A 20,067-nucleotide genomic window follows, 5' to 3' on the forward strand; every position below is an offset into this window, starting at 1 on the left:
ATCACCCAAATAACGGATATGTACCCGATCAGATCCAACATCCAGGTCGGCTGTCAGGCCGCCATCGCAGGCAAGCCAGCTCCTACAGTTAGATTGCGGTGTGACAGTTAGGTAGTGGTTGTCTGGTAGGCCGCCTTCTCGGGCAAGCCCACATTCGAGTCGGTTCCTCCAGGCGCAATCCCAATCACCGCTGTCCCAATCCCGCGCATGATCCGGCCCGATCCCGTGCGCCACAAATCTGTCATCCGTTCATCCTCTGCTCACCAACAACAAACAAGTCCGGCGTACCGGACGAGGAGGGGCGGTGAGCGCAAAACCCTTTATCCGTTTTTCAGGCGTGCAAAAAAGCTTCAAAGTCGAGGGCCGCCAGTTTGTGGCCGTGCGCAATGTGTCGCTGGAGGTCCAGCGCGGTGAAATCATCACCCTGGTCGGCCCCTCGGGCTGCGGCAAGTCCACGTTGCTCAACATGACCGCCGGGCTGTTCGGCCCCACCGAGGGTGTGGTGCATTACGACGGCGCCGAGGTCAAAGGCGTCAACACCCGGGTCGGCTACATGACCCAGGCCGATCACCTGCTGCCTTGGCGCACTGTGGCGGGCAACATCGCGGTGCCGCTGCAGATTCGCCGCGTGCCCAAGGCCGAGATCGAGGCACGGGTTGAGGAATTGATGGCGCTGGTCGGCCTCACCGGTTTCGGCGAGAGCTACCCCAACCAGCTTTCCGGCGGCATGCGCAAACGCGCGGCCATGGCGCGTTTGATGGCCAGTGACCCGGAAACCTTGCTGATGGACGAACCCTTCGGCGCCCTCGATGCGCAAATGCGTCTGACCCTGCAGACCGAACTGCTGCGCCTGTGCCGCAAGCTCAACAAGACCGTGCTGTTCGTCACCCATGACGTCGACGAAGCCATCGCCCTGGCCGACCGCTGCGTGGTGTTCGCCGGCCGCCCCGGCACCATCGACCATGTGCTCGACATCCCGCTGACCGGTGAACGCAACCTGGTGCAACTGCGCTCCGACCCACGCTACGTGGAACTCTGCGCCGAACTGTGGAAACGCCTGGCGCCCGACGTTGCCGGCGCCGCTGACCCTTCTTCATTGGCTCACTCGCTGGAGGTCGTATGATCCAGGTCTATCGCTTGCTGTTCCTGGTGTTCCTGATGCTGTTGTGGGAAGGCGTGTCACGCTGGTTTGGCGTGGAATTCTTCATCAGCCGCCCTTCGGCCGTGGCCCAGAGTCTGTGGAAAATCCTGCTCAATGGCGTGTTTTTCTACCATGCCGGCATCACCACCCTGGAGGCGGTGCTGGGCTTTTTCTTCGGCTCCCTCGCGGGCTTGATCGCAGGCCTTGTATTGGGCCGTGCCAAGTTGTTGGCTGACATCCTCGATCCGTTTTTGACCGCGTTCTACAGCCTGCCGAAAGTGGCGCTGGCGCCGCTGTTCATCCTCTGGTTCGGTATCGGTCTGCCGATGAAAGTCATCCTCACCGCCGCGGTGGTGTTCTTCCTGGTGTTCCTCAACACCTACAGCGGCGTGCGCAACGTGTCCCGCGAGCAACTGACTATCCTGCGCCTGATGGGCGCCAAGGAGCGCGACCTGCTGACCATGGTGGTGATCCCCTCGGCCTTCACCTGGGTGTTCACCGGCCTGCGGTTGTCGGTGCCCTATGCGCTGATCGGCGCGCTGGTGGGCGAGATCATCGCCGCCAACCGTGGCCTGGGCTACCTGCTGTCGGATGCGGCCTCGCAGTTCGACACCGCCGGCGTGTTTGCCGCACTGGTGGGGATCATTGCCCTGGCGCTGATCCTGAACACGGCGGTGAAGCTGGCTGAAAGCAAGCTGATGCCGTGGAAAGCCAATGAAGCGGAACGTGAAGTCGCGGTTTAACCCCCTCTGGTTTGGAGCTTGATCATGCTTAAGCGTCTTGTGATTGCCGGTCTGTTGTGCGCTGCCTTCCTGCCCGCCGCCCAGGCCCAGGACCTCACCAAGGTCACCCTGGCATTCCCCAGCGAAGGCTTTCTGTATGTGCCGATCTACGTCGCGCAGAAGCAGGGCTACTTCGCCGAAGAAGGCCTGAATGTGGAAGTGATCGTGTTTCAAAAGGGCGGCTCGGCGGCGTTGACGGCCGTGCTCGGCCGCGACGCGGATGCCTACGTCGGCCTGCCGGCGGTCGCGGTGCGCGCGCGTTCCAAAGGCCAGAACGTGCAGGCGTTTGCCGCCGTGCAGACCCAATTCGGCAGCACCGTGGTAATCGATGGCGAGTCGGCGCGCAAGGCTGGGGTGTCGGCCGCGTCGCCCATTTCGGCGCGTGCCCAAGCCCTCAAAGGCTTGAAGATCGGCGTGACCGGCCCCGGCAGCACCACCGACATGCTGGTGCGCTACCTGGCCAAGGACGCCGGCCTGAACCCGGACAAGGACTTCACCATCATGCCTATCGGTGGCGCGCCGAACATGCTGGCAGCGTTTTCCCAGGGCAGCATCAACGGCTTCTCGCTGTCGCCGCCCACCGTCACCACGGCGGCGCAGCAGGGCGGGTTTGTGCTGATGGACCTGGCCAAAGGTGAATACAAACCGTTGGACGGCTTCCTGTTCACCGCGATGATCGCCCGCGAGGACTGGTTGAGCAGCAACAAGGCCACCGCCGAGAAACTGGTGCGCGCTATCTGGAAAGCCGAGCACCTGATCGCCAGCGAACCGGACAAGGCCCGCGAGTCGGTGCGCCCGTACTTCGCCCACACCGATGCGGCGATCTTCGACGCAGCCTGGACGGCTTCGTTGCCGTCCTACCCGGCCACGCCGCGTATCGAAAAAGACGGCGTCGAGAAGAACATCAGTTTCATGAACGCCGTCGAGAATGATCCGGTGACACTCGACCCGCAGCAGGTCTACACCAACACCATCGTCGACGCCGTGGCGCCGACTGTTTCCACCCTCAAGGGAGAGGCGAAATGACGCCCGAGGTTCATCTGGTCAATGTATTTCCCGCCACCGCGCGTGGCGGCAACCCGGCGCCCACCGTGGCGCTGGCCGACGGCATGAGTGATGCCGACATGCAGCAAGTCGCCCGGGACTACGGGCATGAGTGCGGCTTTGTGTTTGCCGCACCGGCCGGCAGCGATTTTGATTTTGCCCTGCGTTTCTGGGTGCCCAACCATGAGATGGAAATGTGCGGCCATGCCACCGTCGGCGCCATTTGGCTGCTGGATCAATTGGGCATGCTGCACAAGGAGCGCCTGGCGCTGTGGACGTTGAGCGGGCGGGTTGATGCACGGATTACCCATGCCGGAACGCCGCAGATTCAAGTCGAAATCAGCCAACCCAAGGGGCAGGTTGAAACCTTGAGCGACCCGCAGGTGGAGGCCGAAATTCTGTCGGTGTTGGGCATCACGTCCAATGAACTGGCGCCGTTGCCGATCCAGAACGCCCGCACCAGCCGCGTCAAAACACTGGTTGCGCTCAAAAGCGTGGCGGTGCTGGACAGCCTCAAGCCGGACTTCCGCCGCATGGAGCAACTGTGCGAGCGCATTGGTTCCACGGGGTTGTATCCCTACGCGCCGTCGGACCTTGAAGGTCGCCAGTTTGATGCACGGCAATTCCCCAAATCCTCGGGGTACCCGGAAGACGCCGCCACTGGTATCGCCGCCGCGGCCTTGTCTTTTGGCCTGCTGGAAAACGGCTTGGTGACCGCTGACGATCGTCCGGTGTACATCCGCCAAGGCCGCGCGATGGGCCGGCCTTCGCAGATTTCGCTGCGCTTTCGTCACGATGCGGCAGGGCAGCTACAGGGTTGCTGGTTGGGCGGGCATGTGGAATTTGTCGAGGAGCCGGCATGAGTATTCGCGAGCGTATCGCCGCCTTGGGCTTGCAACTGCCCGAGGCGCCAGGCCCCAAGGGTGACTATGTGCCGGTGACGATTCATGCGGGTGTGGCCTATGTGAGTGGGCAAGTGTGCCGGCTGGGCGATGGCGTGATCAGAGGACCGGTGACGGACCAGACCTCGCCAGCGCGGGTGACCCAAGCCGGTCAAACCTGCGCGTTGCGTGCCTTGAGCGTGCTGGATCAGGCGGTAGGGTTGGAGAATGTCGAGCGCATTCTGTTTGTGCGTGGCTTTGTGTATGGCGGCGAGGGTTTCCAGAGTTTTTCCAACGTGGTCGACGGCGCTTCCCAGGTGTTGATCGATGTGTTCGGTGAGCAGGGCCGGCATGCGCGGTCGGCGGTGGGCGTGGCGGGGCTGCCCAGTGGCGGCATGCTGGAATTGGAGGTCACCGCAGTCATTAAGCACAACTCCCATCTGTAGGAGCTGGCTTGCCAGCGATCGCGGTGGCCCTGTCACCAACGTGCTGACTGACATACCGCCATCGCCGGCAAGCCGGCTCCTACAGGGTTTGTGGCAGAATGCCGGCCTTTACGCGTATCTCGCAAAGGTGCCCCTTGAGCGCAGGCAAAACCGTCGGACTGCTGTTACTCACTTCACTATTAGCGGCGTGCGGCACCTCACCGCCACGCACGCCCAATGACCTCTGCGGCATCTTCCGCGAAAAGGACGACTGGTACGACGCCGCCAAAGTCACGCAAAAAAGCTGGGGCGTGCCGATCCAGGTGCCGTTCGCCATCATGTACCAGGAGTCCGGCTTCCGCCAGGACGCCCTGGCCCCGCGCAAATACCTGCTGTGGATCATCCCCTGGGGCCGCGTCTCCACCGCCGCCGGCTACGCCCAGGCCAAGGACGAAGTGTGGAACGACTACCGCAAGAGCACCGGTCGCAGCGGCGCCAGTCGCCAGGACTTCGACGACGCCATCGACTTTGTCGGCTGGTACATGGACAAGACCTACACCGTCAACGGCGTCTACAAATACGACGCCTACGGCCAGTACCTGAACTACCACGAAGGCTGGGGTGGCTACCGCCAACGCACCTACGCCGCCAAGGCCTGGCTGCCGCCGGTGGCCAGCAAGGTGCAGGCGCGTTCACAGCTGTATGCGGCGCAGTATGCGCGGTGCAAGGATGATTTGGGGAGGGGGTTTTGGAGTCGGTTTTGGCGGTGGTTGTGATGCAGTGATTTAACCCTTGTGGTGAGTATGCTTGTGTGGCGAGCGGGCTTGTTGTGGCAAGCCCGCTCGCCACAGGGGTTAGCTCGGCTGCATACACGCCAGCGACCGATCCACCATCACACTGGCCATGTCCACCAGGTGCATGACCGACAGCACCAACGTGCGTGAAGTCCCTTCCAGTTGATCCCCGGCCGTTTGCGCCGCAACGGCGGCACAACGCAACACGCTGCTGGCGTGGGCCAGGGCGTCTTCGAAGACTGAGGTCTGGGGTGGTGGTGAAGAATTGCAGTTCTGAAGCGGGTGGCGCGGGGACAGGTTTGTCCATGGGTTCAACTCCTAATCTAAGTTGGAATATCACCACCATCGCTACCAAACGACTTTTAGGGTGGTGACCGTACGCAGATTGGTAGACCGGTGATTAGGACCCGGTGCACCCGAGGGTGCCCTGCGCACGGCCACCATAACGCAGGGCCGAAAAAAAGCGCCTTGCAGAAGGGGGCGCTTAGCGCCTAATCACTCGTGGTCTACCAAACCCCGAGTCACTGAATTGGCAGTGACCGACGAAGACTAGCCACGTGATTTGAGTGGCGCAAGCGGCTGGGATTCTCTCGGAAACGTCCTGCGAGTTAAAGCGAAATGTCACTGATTTGAGGTGTGTCATCTCTCCAACATTCCGTATGGCGCCGTAAGATCAAGGCACAAATACTGACATTAGTTCTCTGGCGCAAAGGTTTCGCACATCGTCATCATCACGGCACGCAAGCTTGCTTGAGGGGCAGCGGGCTTTTTTCATTGGTGTGTCATGTGTGTACAAAAAACGCATTGCCATTTAGCGGTGTGTAATATACACACCTAAGGGTGGGCGATGAGAAGTCGAGAGGTGATTGACCTGTTGGTTGCAGATGGTTGGGTTGAGGTGGCGGTGAAGGGGAGTCATCACCAGTTCAAACACCCTGTGAAGCGGGGCAGAGTAACCGTCCCTCATCCCAAGTCGGAGATTGCCAAGGGCACTCTGCACAGCATTTTCAAGTCAGCAGGGCTCAAGCAATGACTCTGCTGGAGCGTTGGACGAGCGCCGAAGGGGCTCATCCAGAGGAGGATCAATGAAATTCCCAGTGGTAGTGCATAAAGACGCTGACTCGGATTACAGCGTGACCGTTCCTGACGTGCCGGGGTGTTTCTCGGCGGGTGGATCTTTCTCCGAAGCATTGGATAATGTTCGTGAAGCATTGGCTTTGCACCTTGAAGGCCTGGTTGCCGATCAAGAACAGCTTCCTCAGGCGCAGGAGGTTGATGCTCATATAGGTAATCCGGATTTCGCCGGTGGTGTCTGGGCGATCATTGACTTTGATCTAACGCCCTATCTGGGCAAGTCAGTGCGGTTTAATGCCTCTTTGCCGGAACACCTGTTGCAACGCATTGATGAGCGTGTGCAGAAGGACCATCGCTATGCATCGCGGTCAGGGTTCTTGGCGACTGCTGCATTGCGCGAGCTTTCGGCGTAAACCAACTCAGGCAAACACTATCTATCCAACGGATTCCCCATGAACCCCGAAGAACTCCAAATCACCGACATCCGCCCCGGCACCGGCAAAGCCGTGGTCAAAGGCGCGCTGATCACCACCCAATACACCGGCACCCTGGAAGACGGCACGGTGTTCGACTCCTCCTGGGAGCGCGGCAAGCCGTTCCAGTGTGTGATCGGCACCGGGCGTGTGATCAAGGGCTGGGACCAGGGCTTGATGGGCATGCAGGTAGGCGGCGTGCGCACCCTGTTCGTGCCGGCGCATCTGGCCTATGGCGAGCGGTCGATGGGGGCGCATATCAAGCCCAACAGCAACCTGCGTTTTGAGATTGAGTTGCTGGAAGTGCTGACGCGGGACGATTGAGCGCTTCCTGAACCCACCCTGAAGAATCCTCTTATTCCCCATATGTAAACTTTCCTACGGTTTACTCTCTCATCATCGGGGCGTAAGCTTCGCGCGTTTTCATCAATAGCGGAGACCCTCAGTGGGTACTTGTTCGAGTGACAGTAGTCGGCCGGTTTCGGTAACCGGCACAGGCTTGGCAAGGTAACGCGCATTTTTCCGATGCCGTTGTCTCGCCACTAATAGCGAGAAGCGGCATCCCGGCAGCGGCCAGTCCTGGCACCTGCCCGAATCCCTCTCATCGACGCTGACCAGCACCCGGCTCACCCTCGGGATGCTACGGACGCGCCTGTCTTTTACGACAGGCGGGCCAAGCTGGCTGTGCCTATAAAACGGGCGCGGTGCAGACGGCGGTACCTGCACGACGGTTTTTTCCTCGCGCAGGAGTAACACCATGAACCTGACTCTGTTGAAAGAGTTCTTTGCCGGCTTCCTGCGGACCCGGCACATCGCCCGGCATTTCCGTCGCCTGGCGATGCTCGAAACCGTGACCGACGCCAGCGTCAGCCGCGAAGTGCCGCCGACCCTGGCGCAAACCCTGGTGGTCTCGGCCAACAGCAGTGCGGTGCAATTGCTCGGCACCCTGGGCAGCCATTCCGAGGGTTTGACGACTCAGGAAGCCGATGCCCTGCGCGTGCAATACGGCCTCAACGAAGTCGAGCATGAGCAGCCGCTGCCATGGTGGGTGCACCTGTGGCACTGCTACAAAAACCCGTTCAACCTGCTGCTGACGTTGCTGGCGGTGATCTCCTGGCTGACCGAGGACATGAAGGCCGCCACGGTGATTTTCTCCATGGTGGTGCTGTCGACGCTGCTGCGTTTCTGGCAGGAGGCCAAGTCCAACAAGGCCGCCGATGCGCTGAAAGCCATGGTGAGCAACACTGCTACGGTGCTGCGCCGCGATGAAGCCAAGCGCATCGAACTGCCGATCAAGCAGTTGGTGCCGGGCGACCTGATCGTACTGTCCGCTGGGGACATGATTCCCGCCGATTGCCGCGTGCTCAGTGCCAAGGACCTGTTCGTCAGCCAAGCGGCAATGACCGGTGAATCGATGCCGGTGGAGAAGTTCGCCCAGCAGCAGGACGCCAAGACCCGCAACCCGCTGGACTTGGAGAACATCCTGTTTATGGGCACCAATGTGGTGTCCGGCGCGGCGACGGCGGTGATCCTGACCACCGGCAACAGCACCTATTTCGGCGCCTTGGCCCAGCGTGTGACCGCGACTGATCGCGCCACCACCTCGTTCCAGCATGGCGTCAACAAGGTCAGCTGGTTGCTGATCCGCTTCATGTTCGTGATGGCGCCGCTGGTGCTGTTCATCAACGGTTTCACCAAGGGCGACTGGACCGAGGCTCTGCTGTTCGCGCTGTCGATTGCCGTGGGGCTGACCCCGGAAATGCTGCCGATGATCGTCACCTCGACCCTGGCCAAGGGGGCGGTGTTTCTGTCGCGCAAAAAAGTCATCGTCAAGCGCCTGGACGCGATCCAGAACTTCGGCGCCATGGACGTGCTGTGCACCGACAAGACCGGCACCCTGACCCAGGACAAAATCTTCCTGGCGCGCCATGTGGACGTGTGGGGCGAAGAGTCCGATGACGTGCTGGAAATGGCCTACCTCAACAGCTACTACCAGACCGGCCTGAAAAACCTGCTGGATGTGGCGGTGTTGGAACATGTGGAAGTGCACCGCGAGCTGAAAGTCGGCACGGCGTTCCAGAAGGTCGATGAAATCCCGTTCGACTTCAACCGTCGCCGCATGTCCGTCGTCGTCGCCGAGCACGACCAGCCGCATCTGCTGATCTGCAAGGGCGCCGTGGAAGAGATTCTGTCGGTGTGCAACAACGTGCGTCACGGCGACGTCAACGAAGCGCTGACCGACGAACTGCTGGCGCGCATCCGCCAGGTCACCGCCGCGTTCAACGAAGAAGGCCTGCGCGTAGTCGCCGTGGCCGCGCAGCCGATGGCGCCGGGGCGCGATACCTACAGTCTGGCGGATGAGAGCAACCTTACGCTGATCGGCTATGTCGCCTTCCTGGACCCGCCCAAGGAAAGCACCGCGCCAGCGCTCAAGGCGCTCAAAGCCCACGGTGTGGCGGTAAAGGTGCTGACCGGTGACAACGAACTGGTCACTGCCAAGATCTGCCGCGAAGTGGGCCTGGAGCAACAGGGCTTGCTGATGGGCAACGACATCGAAGCCATGACCGACGCCGAACTGGCCAAGGCCGTGGAAACCACCAATGTGTTCGCCAAGCTGACGCCATCCCACAAGGAACGCATCGTGCGCTTGCTCAAGGCCAACGGGCATGTGGTCGGCTTCATGGGCGACGGCATCAACGATGCGCCAGCACTTCGTACGGCTGATATCGGCATTTCGGTGGACAGCGCGGTGGATATCGCCAAGGAGGCCGCCGACATCATCCTGCTGGAAAAGAGCCTGATGATCCTGGAGGAGGGCGTGCTGGAAGGCCGGCGCACCTTCGCCAACATGCTCAAGTACATCAAGATGACCGCCAGTTCCAACTTCGGCAACGTGTTCTCGGTGCTGGTGGCCAGCGCGTTCATCCCGTTCCTGCCGATGCTGCCGATGCATTTGCTGGTGCAGAACCTGCTGTATGACATTTCGCAGATTGCGATTCCGTTCGATAACGTCGACGACGAGATGCTGAGTAAACCCCAGCGCTGGCAGCCAGGAGATGTCGGCCGTTTCATGCTGTTTTTCGGGCCGATCAGTTCGATCTTTGACATCACCACGTTCGCACTCATGTGGTATGTCTTCGATGCCAATACGCCTGACCACCAGACCCTGTTCCAGTCCGGCTGGTTCGTGGTGGGGTTGCTGACCCAGACGCTGATCGTGCACATGATCCGCACCCCGAAAATCCCGTTCCTGCAAAGCCGTGCGGCGATGCCGTTGATGGTGATGACCGGCGTGATCATGGCCGTGGGGATTTTCCTGCCGATGGGGCCGCTGGCGCATTACTTCAAGTTGCAGGCGCTGCCGTCGCTGTACTTCGTGTTCCTGCCGGTGATCCTGCTGGCGTACATGGCACTGACCCAGGCGGTAAAGGGCTACTACATCCGTAAGTTTGGCTGGCAATGAACAGGGAAGACTTCCTATGCAAGCAATCAACAACATCAACCTTGAATCCCTGGTCGACACCTTGGTCAGCCTCACCGCGGCCTTTATTCTCGGTGGTTTGATCGGTTTTGAACGCCAGTACCGCCAGCGCACCGCTGGCCTGCGCACCAACGTGCTGGTGGCGGTGGGCGCGGCGATTTTTGTCGATATGGCCAGCCGGCTCGGCGGCGCGGAAGGCGCGGTGCGGGTGGTGGCCTACGTGGTCTCGGGCATCGGCTTTCTCGGTGCCGGTGTGATCATGCGTGAAGAGGGCAACGTGCGTGGGCTCAACACGGCGGCCACGCTCTGGGCATCGGCGGCGGTGGGCGCCTGCGCGGGGGCCGATCTGGTCCTCGAAGCGCTGCTGGGCACGCTGTTTGTGCTGGCAGCCAACACCTTGCTGCGACCGATCGTCAACAACATCAACCGCCAGCCGTTGGACGTGGTGTCGGCAGAGGTCACCAACATCCTCTATGTGATCGCCCGGCGTACCCAGCAGAAAGCCGTACTGGCCTTGTTGGAAGCGGAGCTGGCACGTTGCAACTATCCGGCCAGCGATGTGGACGTGCGCCCCTTCGGTACGGAAGAGGTGGAGATCGAAGCCACTCTGGCCGTGACATCGGTGGACGGTGACGAACTGGACGCGCTGGTGGCGCGAATTTCGATGTCGACCCTGGTGGTGCAAGCGTTCTGGAGCCCGAGTACCACTGAGTAGTCCCCGGGTGTCAGATGTTGTCTCGCGCAAAGCTGACTATGCTGGTGAGAGGAAAAGTCCTACAAACAATCGAGATTACCCCTTCATTTGATACGCCGCACCGTTGTTAAGGTTGCGCCCTTGCGCCTCAGGAAACACAGGGCGCAGCTCAACGTTTTGACCGTGCTTTATCAAAAGGAGGGGTCTGTACTGCCTGAAGTGTCATGCGGAGTAATCAGCACCGTTCGTCGGAACTGTTACTTTTCACAGGTAGATAGGTCCCGTGTGATATGTAAGCGTACTGATCCCTCGGGGGAGTCTTATGAGCAAAGCTTTAATTGTGGACGATCACCCTTTTATCCGCGCCACCGTGAAATACCTGCTGAAGCAGGAAGGTTTTGTTGAAATCTATGAGGCGGGCAACGGCGCCGACGCCATGCAGTGTGCGCGTGAGCAGCGCCCGGATCTGATCATCCTTGACCTGGCCATGCCCAAGCTTGGCGGGCTGGAGGTGATCAGCCGGATCAAGGCGCTGGAACTGCCTTGCAAGATCCTGGTGCTCACCTCGTACCTTGCGGTGTTCTTCTCCACCCGCTGCATGCGCGCCGGGGCCATGGGGTTTGTGGCCAAGACGGGTGAACTGGACGAGTTGCAAAAGGCGATCAGGGCGATCCGCTCGGGCTACAGCTGCTTTCCCAGTGTGGCTACCAGTTCAGTGCGCCGTGACGATTTGCAGACCACCGAGCAAGAATTGGTCGACGCGCTGTCGGACCGCGAGTTGACCGTGCTGCAAAAACTGGCTCTGGGCCTGGGTAATAAGGAAATCGCCGAGGATATGTTGTTGAGCCACAAAACCATCAGCACCTACAAGACGCGACTCAAGGAGAAGCTGCGCATGTCTTCGGTGGTGCACCTGTCCAAGTTCGCACAGCGCAATCATCTGATCTGAAGTGACCACCTCCCGGTTGTTGAGATTCACGGCCATCCTGTTGGTCGGGCTGTTGCCCTATACAGCGATGGCCCTGGATGAGCCACACACTCTACGGCTCCTCGGCCACTCCTCCCTTGAAAACCCTGGCCTTGAGCTTGATGAGCGTGACTGGCGCTGGTTGCGCGAGCGACGCGTGCTGGTAATGGGCGTGTCGGCGCCGGACTACGCGCCTTTTGACCTGAGCAACAACAACGATTTTGAAGGCATCACCGCTGACTATGCGTGGATGATCAGCCTTGTCTTGAGTGTGCCTATCGAGGTTCGGCGCTATGACACCCGTGATGAGGTGATCGAGGCGCTCAAGCGGGGCGAGGTGGATTTAGTAGGATCGGCCAATGGTTACGAAGCTGCCGACAAGGACCTGGTACTGTCCCGTTCCTACGCCAATGATCAACCTGTACTGGTCACCCGCGCGGGTGACAGCCATTTACTGAGCGCCGACCTGGCTGGCAAACGCGTGGCGATGCTTTACCACTACATGCAACCAGGCGCTGTCCAAGCCTATTACCCCGACGCGCAATTGCTGTTGTATGGCTCGACCCACCAAGCCATCGGCTCCGTGGCGTTCGGCCAGGCGGATGTTTACCTGGGCGACGTTATCAGTACCCGTTATCTGATCAACAAGCATCACCTCAATAAGGTGCGCATGGCCGATTTTTCCGGGCTGGAGGTCAACCCGTTCGGGTTCGCTTTCTCCAAGGACAACATTCGACTGCTGAATATCATCAATGCAGCGCTGGCCGTCATTCCGCCCAGCGAGCAAATGAACATCCTGCGCCGTTGGAGTGCTGGCGACAGCGGTTTCCTTGAGGCCGACCGACTGCGCCTGAGCGACAGCGAGCAGAGTTGGCTGGAGAAGCACACACGGGTGAAAGTCGCTGTGCTCGACAGGTTCATGCCGCTGTCATTTTTAGATGAGCACGAGCAATTCGCGGGGCTGAGCGAGGAGGTGTTGTCGCGGATCAGCCTGCGCACGGGCTTGAAGTTCGAGATGGTCCACGGCAATTCTCTTCCTCGGCAAATCGACGAGGTCAGCAGCGGTCAAGTGGATATGCTTGCGGTTATCACGCCTAGCGTCGAGCGTGCCGAGAAGGTCCGCTTTACCCGACCTTACCTGTCCAATCCCTATGTGTTGGTGGCGCGTGCCAGTGACGAACGGCTGCTCACCCTGGAAGACATGCCCGGAAAACGCCTGGCATTCATTGGTGGCAACAGCCTCGGTGCACAGATAGCCCGGGACTATCCAGGTATCAAGTTTGTCTACGTCGAGAACCCTGAGGCCGCCATGGACCTGGTCGCCAAGGGGAGTGTCGATGCGACGATAGTTTCGTTGATCAGCGCACGCTACATGATTGCGCGCAATTATCGAGACCGCCTGCGTATCACCAGCACGATCGGCACGGAGCCGGCGCGCATTGCCTTCGGCGTCAACCGCAGCCAGTTGGAGCTGTATTCGATCCTCGAGAAGGCGTTGTTGAGTATCACCCCTGAAGAAATGGACGAACTGACCAACCGTTGGCGCAGTGAAATCATCATCGAAGACAGCTATTGGAGCAGCCATCGAAACGTGATCATCCAAGGGTTTGGCCTGGCCGCCTTGCTGCTGCTGGTGACCCTGGGTTGGGTGCTCTACCTGCGTAACCTGATCCACAAGCGTGCCCAGGCGGAACGGGCCTTGAGCGATCAGATGCGATTCATGAGCGTGCTGATCGACGGCACACCCCATCCGATCTACGTGCGTGATCGCCAGGGTCGGTTGATGGCCTGCAATAACGCTTACCTTGATGTGTTTGGCTTCAAGTTGGAGGATGTGATCGGCAAGACCGTGGTGGAAACCGACACGGGCAACCCGCCGCAGGCGCAGTCGTTCCATGCCGATTACTTGAGCCTGATGGAGCAGGGCGAGCCGCAGATCCAGGATCGTGTGCTCAAGGTGCCGGGTGGCGGTGTGTTGACCATTTACCAGTGGATGCTTCCGTACCGTGACAGCAATGGCAGCGTCGTGGGCATGATCGCCGGCTGGGTGGACGTCAGCGAGCGCCAGCGCCTGCTGGGCCAGCTGCAGGAAGCGAAGGAGGACGCCGACGCCGCTAACCGTGCCAAGACCACGTTCCTGGCGACCATGAGTCATGAGATACGCACGCCCATGAATGCGGTGATCGGCATGCTTGAGTTGGCCCTGAAAAACGCCGAGCAGGGCCGTGTCGATCTGGACGCGCTGGAAGTGGCATCGATGGCATCCCGAAGCATGCTGGAATTGATTGGCGATATCCTGGACATTGCGCGGATTGAAACCGGTCACCTGTCCCTGAGCCTGGAAGAGGCCAATCTCCATGAGCTATTGGCCTCTGTGGCGCGGGTGTTCGAGGGGCTGGAGCGGGACAAGGGGCTGCAGTTGCAAGCTGAACTCGACCTGATGATCGACCGATTGGTGCTGATCGACCCTCTGCGTCTCAAACAAATAGTGTCCAACCTGCTGGGCAATGCCATCAAGTTCACGACCACCGGCCAGGTACGCCTGGGGGCTCAGGGCACACCTTCGTTGAGCGGTGATCATTTGAACCTGAGGTTGTTTGTGGAGGACACGGGGATTGGCATCAGTGCCGAAGACCAACAGCGGTTGTTCAGCCCCTTTGTCCAAGGCAGCAATCACGACCAATCGGCGCGCAGTGGTTCGGGGCTGGGGTTGATGATCAGCCGCAACCTTTGCGAAATGATGGGCGGTCGATTGCATTTAAGCAGTGTGCTGGGTAAAGGCACGCGCGTGGACCTGACGTTGACGCTGGCGTTGGCCTCGGTAGCACCGGTGTGTACGCCTGTAGTGCCTGCGCCTGCGACTCATGCGTTGAACCTCTTGGTGGTTGACGATTACCCGGCCAACCGCCTGTTGCTGGCTCGGCAATTGAGCTTTCTGGGGCATCACATCGTCACTGCGCAAGACGGCGCTGAAGGCTTTGCGTTATGGCAGGCCGGGCATTTTGATGGCGTGATCACCGACAGCAATATGCCGGTCATGGATGGCTATACATTGGCACGTGATATCCGTGCGCAAGAGCGTCAGCGTGGTCTGGTGCGTTGTCTGTTACTGGGTTTTACCGCCAACGCGCAACCCGAGGAGACCGAGCGTTGCCGGCAGGCGGGCATGGACGGCTGTCTCTTCAAACCGACCGGCCTGGATGATCTGCGCACGGCGTTGGCGTCGCGCACCGCGGCACCGGTGGTGAAAGAAGTTGTGCCGGAATATGACTTGAATACTCTGGTCGCCCTGACGGGGGGGGATACTGCTGGGCTCAATGAGTTGCTGGCGCCCTTGCTCGGTAGCCTTGCAGAGGATCGCTTGCTGCTATCGGCGCTGCACGAACAAGCGGACTTTGGCAAATTGCATGACCTGGCCCATCGCGTCAAAGGTGGGGCCCGCATGGTCAAGGCGCAGACTCTGGTCGCTTGTTGTGAAACGCTGGAGGGCGTGTGTGAAAGGCGGGACCGTGATGCGTTGGCAGCTTCGGTGGATGCCATTCGCCACGCCGTGGATAGGTTGCATCACAGCTTGAGTGCGCGCATCAAGCAGGCTTGACTGAAGTGATGGCTATTCGGCGGATTTGGGAGAATTCCTACATGGAACAGGAATAAACCTGATTTTGTCTTCGGAGTATGTCTGGAAAATGGGCCTCGCTCACTGACGAGCGCTGCCTGCCCAGGGATTCGCCATGCCAAACAAAGCACTGACCATCCTGATTGCCGATGAACAACACCTGCAACGCTTGTATATCGAGAAAATGCTCAATCGGTTGGGATACTTCCGGATCGTACCGGTGGAAACCTTTGAAGAGGCCCAGTTGCTCACCGCTATCCCGGCCGTGCCCTTTGATGTGCTGATCATCAATGCGGGGCTGACGGCTCATGCTTGCGGGTCTCAACCCCAGGCGCACCATGTGCTGGTCTACGATCACTTGGACCTGAGCACCCGCGCTGACATAACGCCGGCGGTGCTGGTGCGATTGCCCGGCGTGCCTGACAACGTCAACCTCGAACACTTCATGGACATCATTGACCCACCCGCAGCCACTGCCGGCCTGCGGGTGTTGCCGTGGTTGCGCGAGTTAGCCCAAGCACCAGCAGCAGGGGTTTAATCCCATTCTGGTGCGATACCCTTGGGGCTGGTCAGGCGATGGCCGCGTTCCAGTTCGGCAATCTGTGTCATGTCGGCAGCGCTCAAGGTCAGTTGCAGGGCCTTGAGGTTGCTTTCCAGGTTGACGCGCTTGGTCGATGAAGGGATGACTGCGTAGCCCAGCTGCATGGCCCAGGCCAGCGTCACTTGCGCCGGGGTCGCCTGATGGCGTTCGGCGATTTGCTGGATCACCGGGTCCTTGAGCACTTCGCCGTAGGCCAGGGTCATGTACGACGTGATCTGAATGCCGTTGGCGGTGGCGAAGTCCACGACCTTGCGGTTTTGCAGGTAGGGGTGCAGTTCTACTTGGTTGGTGGCAATGTTTTCGGCGCCAACGGCTGCAATTGCTTGTTTCATCAAGTCGACGGTGAAGTTGGAAATGCCGATCTGGCGGGTCAGGCCCAGGCGCTTGGCTTCCAGCAACTGGCCCATGAATTCGGCGATAGGCACCTGGTCTTCCGGCGAGGGCCAGTGGATCAGGGTCAGATCCAGGTAGTCGGTCCTCAGTTTACTCAGACTTTCGCGCAGGCTTGGAATCAGCTGGCCTTCGGCGAAATTGGCAATCCAGATCTTGCTGGTGATAAACAGTTCGTCACGCGGCACGCCGCTGTCGGCAATTGCTTGGCCGACGTCGGCTTCGTTCTCGTAGATCTGCGCGGTGTCGATCACACGGTAGCCCAGTTCCAGGCCGGTGCTGACGGAGTCGATCACCACCTGGCCTTGCAGGCGGAAAGTGCCAAGGCCGAAGGCCGGAACGTTTTGCGTTGGAATGGACATCAGTAACTCCTGAAGAGGGGGTAAACAATGGAGTCGAGTATCCACCCGTCGTTCCTTCGGAAAAACCGCCGAATCCGAAAAGGACTCTTTACCGCAGATCACGAATCGCCAGCGCCTTGAACCGCTGTGCCAATGACAGAACCACCTGCCCGCTGCCCATGTTGGGCACCACGTGGGTGAAGGGAATGTCGATCATGCGGTTCTCGCGCACGGCGCGCAGCTTCGAAAGTACCGGGTCGGTGGTCAGCAACTGCCGCTTGCGGCTGGCCGGTGACCACAGGGCGTCGGCTAGCAGGATCACGTCCGGGTCCTTGGCTAACAGGGTTTCATTGCTGACGGTCACCCGTGACAACGGGATATCGGCCAGTACATTGCGGGCACCGGAAGCTGCCAGCAAGGTGGTGACAAAACCCCGTTGACCTTCGCTATCGAGTCCACCCACTTCACTGTCCAGGTAGAACACCGACAGCGGACGGGCATCCCCGATCAGCGCATGGGCGTTTGCCAGGTCGGCATCCAACGCATCGCTCAGCATTTGAGCGCGCCGGGTTTTGTGCAGCAGGGCGCCGAGGGTAAACAAGTCCTGACGAATATGCCCAAAGTAATCCAGCGAGTGACCCGCGCAGGCGGACTCCAACAAGTATGACGCCACCCCGTTGTTTGCCAGACCGGTGCGCGACGTGACCCCATTACCGAACGCACTGGCAAAGCCGCCCACCACCAGGTCCGGACGTTGCGCATACAGCACTTCACTGGACGGGTATTTCGCCGCGATGACCGGCACGTCGAAGTACTCGCCGTGCCGGTGTGCAATGCCGTTGTCGTCCAGATACGCGACACCTACCAGCGAAGGCCCGGCATCCAGCACCAGGAGCAAATCGGCGGCGTGCTGGTTGAGTGCCACGATGCGCGACGGTGGTGAAGGAGGCACGCTCCAGTCCTGGGTGCAGTTGCGATAACTGTCTGCCAGCGCCGGTGTGCAGCAGAGCAGGGCGCCCAGCCATAGCCATGGCTGTTTCATGGGGCGTCCTTGATCAGCAGGTCTTGCACCACATCGCCACCCACCAGATGCACATCCACCAGGTGCAGCACTTCGGCCTTGTTGCGCACGCCATACCAACAACGCTCGGGATACACCGTGAGCACTGGCCCGAGATTGCATGGAAATTGGCAATGGGTGCGTGTCAGCAGCACGCCTCCGGACACTTCTATGTGCTCATGTTCCAGCAACCGGCGACGCAGGGTTTTCCACAGTTGCAAGGCGCCGCGCTGCGTACAGCGCGGGCCGGTGCACAGGAATACATGGCGGGCGTGGTCCGGTATGCGGGACCAGTCGGGATGGAAGTCCACCCCGTCGATTTTGGTGATCTCAGTCATCAGAAGCGATACGTGTAACGCACCTCCGAGGTAAATGGGCGGCCGAGGTTATCGACGTTGCTGGAGCGGCTGGTGACGTAGTCGCGGTCGAACAGGTTTTCCACCAGCAGGCTCAGGTGGTGCTGGTGGGCGTTGTCGAGGTAGCGATAGGCATCGGCGTCCACCACGGAGTAGTGGCCGTATTCGACATTTTTTGAGCTGGTGATGTCGCGGATATAGCGGATCGCAGTACCTGCGCCCCATAAGCGGTTTTCAGATTCGAAACCGATCCGTGAACGGGCAAAAAAGCTCGGAATGTCGTTGATAGTGACCCCGGTGCGGGACTCGGTGAGGTTGCGCGTCATGTCGGCTTGCAGGCTCCACTGGTCGTCGAGTGCAAGCTTGGCGTCGGCCTCGAAGCCGCGCATCTGGATCTGGCCCTGGCCGTTGACCCATTGCACATCGTCAAGCGTGATCAGGTCGGTGATCTTGCGTTTGAACAGCGTGACGCTGGCACTGAAATCACGTTCGGCCAGCAACCCCTTGTAATCAATACCCAGCTCGGCGTTGCGGCTTTTCTCCGGCTTGAGATTGCGGTTGCCGATTTCGTCGCCTGGCTCGTTGACGAACAACTGCTCGGCGTTGGGCAGTTTGTAGGCCGTACCGTATTGGCCGCGCAGGGCCCAGTGGTCGTTGAGGTCGTAGAGCGAGGTGAGCATGCCGACGGTGGCGCTGTCGCCACCGCTCATGGCTTCATGGCGCACGCCGAGGCTGGGGTGCCAGTTGGGCAATGCGTCGATCTGCGGTCGCAGTTGCGTATACAGCGCATGGGCCTGGGCCTTGTTGTCGTCGATCACCAGTACATCGTCCTGGCCCTTGAACCACTGATTGTCGCTGCCCACCACCAGCACATGGCCGCCTGGCAACTCGGCCTTGCCCTCGGCCTGCACGCCCCAATCGGTAAAGCCCCAGTAGTCATTGTGATTGCGCACATTACGGCCGCCATTCGCGGTGTTATCGATTCGCGTGTAGCGTGTGTCCCAGTCGTTGATATGGCCCTTGATGAAATAACTCAGGCGCTCGTTGATCGCCTGTTCGAAAGTCGCCGTGGCGATCTGTTGCACGCGGTCGTTGGTGGTCTTGTAGTTGTTCACTGGCCGCGCGAAATCAAGGTTGGCATCGGCATATTGGTAGAACAGTTCCAGACGCGAGTCATCGCCAAACGACTGGATGGCCTTGGTGCCGAAGGTGGTCACTTCGTACGAGCGCTTTTTGTCGCTGACGCGGCCGCTGTAGTCGCTGTTGCGAAACGGCTGGTAGCCCTCGGAGGCGTTGCGGCTGACATACGCCAGCAGGCCGAGGTCGCCCCAGCCGTTGGTGAAGATCTTCTCGACCCGTGCATCGCCAGTGGTGCCACCGAAGGTATCGACTCCCACGTTCACTTCGCCGGACGCGTCGCGGGTCTGCGGGCTGCGCGTGACGATGTTGATTACCCCTGACACCGCCTGGGTGCCGAACAACAGGCTCTGGCCGCCCTTGAGCACTTCGATGCGCTCGATAGCGTTGGCCGGCAGCGTGTCGAGGTACAGGCCGCCATACAGGCGGTTGTTCAGGCGTACGCCGTCGAGCAGGATCAGCGTGTCATCGTTGCGCCCGCCCAGCAGGGAATAAGTGCCGTAGTCGAACGGGCCGTTTTTCGGCGCCACGTAGAGGCCGGGGATGAACATCTGCATCACCCGCGTCACGTCGGCGGCGGGGCCGGCGCGTTCGATCTGTTCGCGGGTGACGATCTCCACTTTGCTGCCGTACTGGGCCATGGCGGCGACGGTGGTGGATTCCACGGAGGGGGCGGAGACGATCTGCTGGTTGAGCACCAGGGTATTGTCGTCGGCCAGCAACAGCGGGCTGAACAGCGAGCCGAACAAAGGGATCAGGGAACGTCGAATCATAGTCTTCTCGAAAGTATCTTCGCAGAAGCACGCAGGA

Annotated in this window: 19 protein-coding genes; 14 read left to right on the plus strand and 5 right to left on the minus strand. The window is 60.1% G+C overall.

Annotation, left to right across the window (positions count from 1 at the left end):
- The first annotated feature begins 304 nt into the window (after positions 1–304).
- The 6 genes from HX868_RS13290 (at position 305) to HX868_RS13315 (ending at position 5,049) form a co-directional block, all read left to right on the plus strand.
- Complete coding sequence (locus HX868_RS13290; protein WP_016976715.1) at positions 305–1,123, plus strand: ABC transporter ATP-binding protein; 819 nt, start codon at positions 305–307, stop codon at positions 1,121–1,123.
- Positions 1,120–1,884 (plus strand): ABC transporter permease, encoded by a 765-nt coding sequence (locus tag HX868_RS13295; protein ID WP_016976714.1) that lies wholly within the window; start codon positions 1,120–1,122, stop codon positions 1,882–1,884. The genes HX868_RS13290 and HX868_RS13295 overlap by 4 nt, the downstream gene beginning before the upstream one ends.
- 24 nt (positions 1,885–1,908) lie before the next feature.
- Positions 1,909–2,949 (plus strand): ABC transporter substrate-binding protein, encoded by a 1,041-nt coding sequence (locus HX868_RS13300; protein ID WP_177003164.1) that lies wholly within the window; start codon positions 1,909–1,911, stop codon positions 2,947–2,949.
- Positions 2,946–3,830, plus strand: coding sequence for a PhzF family phenazine biosynthesis protein (locus HX868_RS13305; protein WP_177003165.1), 885 nt, complete (start codon positions 2,946–2,948; stop codon positions 3,828–3,830). Before HX868_RS13300 ends, HX868_RS13305 begins: the two co-directional genes overlap by 4 nt.
- On the plus strand, positions 3,827–4,294 hold the full coding sequence (locus HX868_RS13310; protein WP_177003166.1) for a RidA family protein: 468 nt from the start codon (positions 3,827–3,829) through the stop codon (positions 4,292–4,294). Before HX868_RS13305 ends, HX868_RS13310 begins: the two co-directional genes overlap by 4 nt.
- A gap of 134 nt (positions 4,295–4,428) precedes the next feature.
- The gene (locus HX868_RS13315; protein WP_177003167.1) at positions 4,429–5,049 is read left to right on the plus strand and encodes a transglycosylase SLT domain-containing protein; all 621 of its coding nucleotides are present in this window, start codon (positions 4,429–4,431) and stop codon (positions 5,047–5,049) included.
- A gap of 78 nt (positions 5,050–5,127) precedes the next feature.
- On the opposite strand, the gene HX868_RS13320 is transcribed toward HX868_RS13315, so the two are convergent.
- Positions 5,128–5,382 carry a DUF6124 family protein gene (locus tag HX868_RS13320; protein ID WP_246355524.1) on the minus strand — a complete coding sequence of 85 codons (255 nt, stop codon included), beginning with the start codon at positions 5,380–5,382 and terminating at the stop codon, positions 5,128–5,130.
- Between the two features lie 532 nt (positions 5,383–5,914).
- Between HX868_RS13320 and HX868_RS13325 the strand changes: the two genes are divergently transcribed.
- From HX868_RS13325 to HX868_RS13360, 8 genes are all read left to right on the plus strand, one after another.
- Positions 5,915–6,100 (plus strand): type II toxin-antitoxin system HicA family toxin, encoded by a 186-nt coding sequence (locus HX868_RS13325; RefSeq protein ID WP_177003168.1) that lies wholly within the window; start codon positions 5,915–5,917, stop codon positions 6,098–6,100.
- 52 nt (positions 6,101–6,152) lie between these two features.
- A complete protein-coding gene (locus tag HX868_RS13330; RefSeq protein WP_016977415.1) occupies positions 6,153–6,554 on the plus strand; it encodes a type II toxin-antitoxin system HicB family antitoxin in 402 nt (133 codons plus the stop codon).
- Between the two features lie 39 nt (positions 6,555–6,593).
- A complete protein-coding gene (locus HX868_RS13335; RefSeq protein ID WP_033902084.1) occupies positions 6,594–6,938 on the plus strand; it encodes an FKBP-type peptidyl-prolyl cis-trans isomerase in 345 nt (114 codons plus the stop codon).
- Positions 6,939–7,371: 433 nt separating this feature from the next.
- On the plus strand, positions 7,372–10,077 hold the full coding sequence (mgtA, locus tag HX868_RS13340; protein ID WP_177003169.1) for a magnesium-translocating P-type ATPase: 2,706 nt from the start codon (positions 7,372–7,374) through the stop codon (positions 10,075–10,077).
- Between the two features lie 16 nt (positions 10,078–10,093).
- Entirely contained in the window at positions 10,094–10,810 is a 717-nt protein-coding gene (locus tag HX868_RS13345; protein WP_033902087.1) for an MgtC/SapB family protein, read from the plus strand.
- 301 nt (positions 10,811–11,111) lie between these two features.
- Positions 11,112–11,738 (plus strand): response regulator transcription factor, encoded by a 627-nt coding sequence (locus HX868_RS13350; RefSeq protein ID WP_177003170.1) that lies wholly within the window; start codon positions 11,112–11,114, stop codon positions 11,736–11,738.
- A 1-nt stretch (position 11,739) separates the two neighbouring features.
- Positions 11,740–15,354, plus strand: coding sequence for a transporter substrate-binding domain-containing protein (locus HX868_RS13355; protein WP_177003171.1), 3,615 nt, complete (start codon positions 11,740–11,742; stop codon positions 15,352–15,354).
- A gap of 133 nt (positions 15,355–15,487) precedes the next feature.
- A complete protein-coding gene (locus HX868_RS13360) occupies positions 15,488–15,910 on the plus strand; it encodes an ANTAR domain-containing protein (protein ID WP_177003172.1) in 423 nt (140 codons plus the stop codon).
- Here the strand turns inward: HX868_RS13360 and dkgB are convergent.
- From dkgB to HX868_RS13380, 4 genes are all read right to left on the minus strand, one after another.
- The gene (dkgB, locus tag HX868_RS13365; protein WP_177003173.1) at positions 15,907–16,725 is read right to left on the minus strand and encodes a 2,5-didehydrogluconate reductase DkgB; all 819 of its coding nucleotides are present in this window, start codon (positions 16,723–16,725) and stop codon (positions 15,907–15,909) included. The two genes, HX868_RS13360 and dkgB, sit on opposite strands and share 4 nt — an antisense overlap.
- A gap of 88 nt (positions 16,726–16,813) precedes the next feature.
- A complete protein-coding gene (locus HX868_RS13370) occupies positions 16,814–17,746 on the minus strand; it encodes an ABC transporter substrate-binding protein (RefSeq protein WP_177003174.1) in 933 nt (310 codons plus the stop codon).
- The gene (locus HX868_RS13375) at positions 17,743–18,102 is read right to left on the minus strand and encodes a (2Fe-2S) ferredoxin domain-containing protein (RefSeq protein ID WP_177003175.1); all 360 of its coding nucleotides are present in this window, start codon (positions 18,100–18,102) and stop codon (positions 17,743–17,745) included. Before HX868_RS13375 ends, HX868_RS13370 begins: the two co-directional genes overlap by 4 nt.
- Complete coding sequence (locus HX868_RS13380; RefSeq protein ID WP_177003176.1) at positions 18,102–20,030, minus strand: TonB-dependent receptor plug domain-containing protein; 1,929 nt, start codon at positions 20,028–20,030, stop codon at positions 18,102–18,104. Before HX868_RS13380 ends, HX868_RS13375 begins: the two co-directional genes overlap by 1 nt.
- Positions 20,031–20,067: the final 37 nt, after the last annotated feature.

It is taken from the genome of Pseudomonas reactans (genome assembly GCF_013385825.1).
Taxonomy (GTDB): Bacteria; Pseudomonadota; Gammaproteobacteria; order Pseudomonadales; family Pseudomonadaceae; genus Aquipseudomonas; species Aquipseudomonas reactans.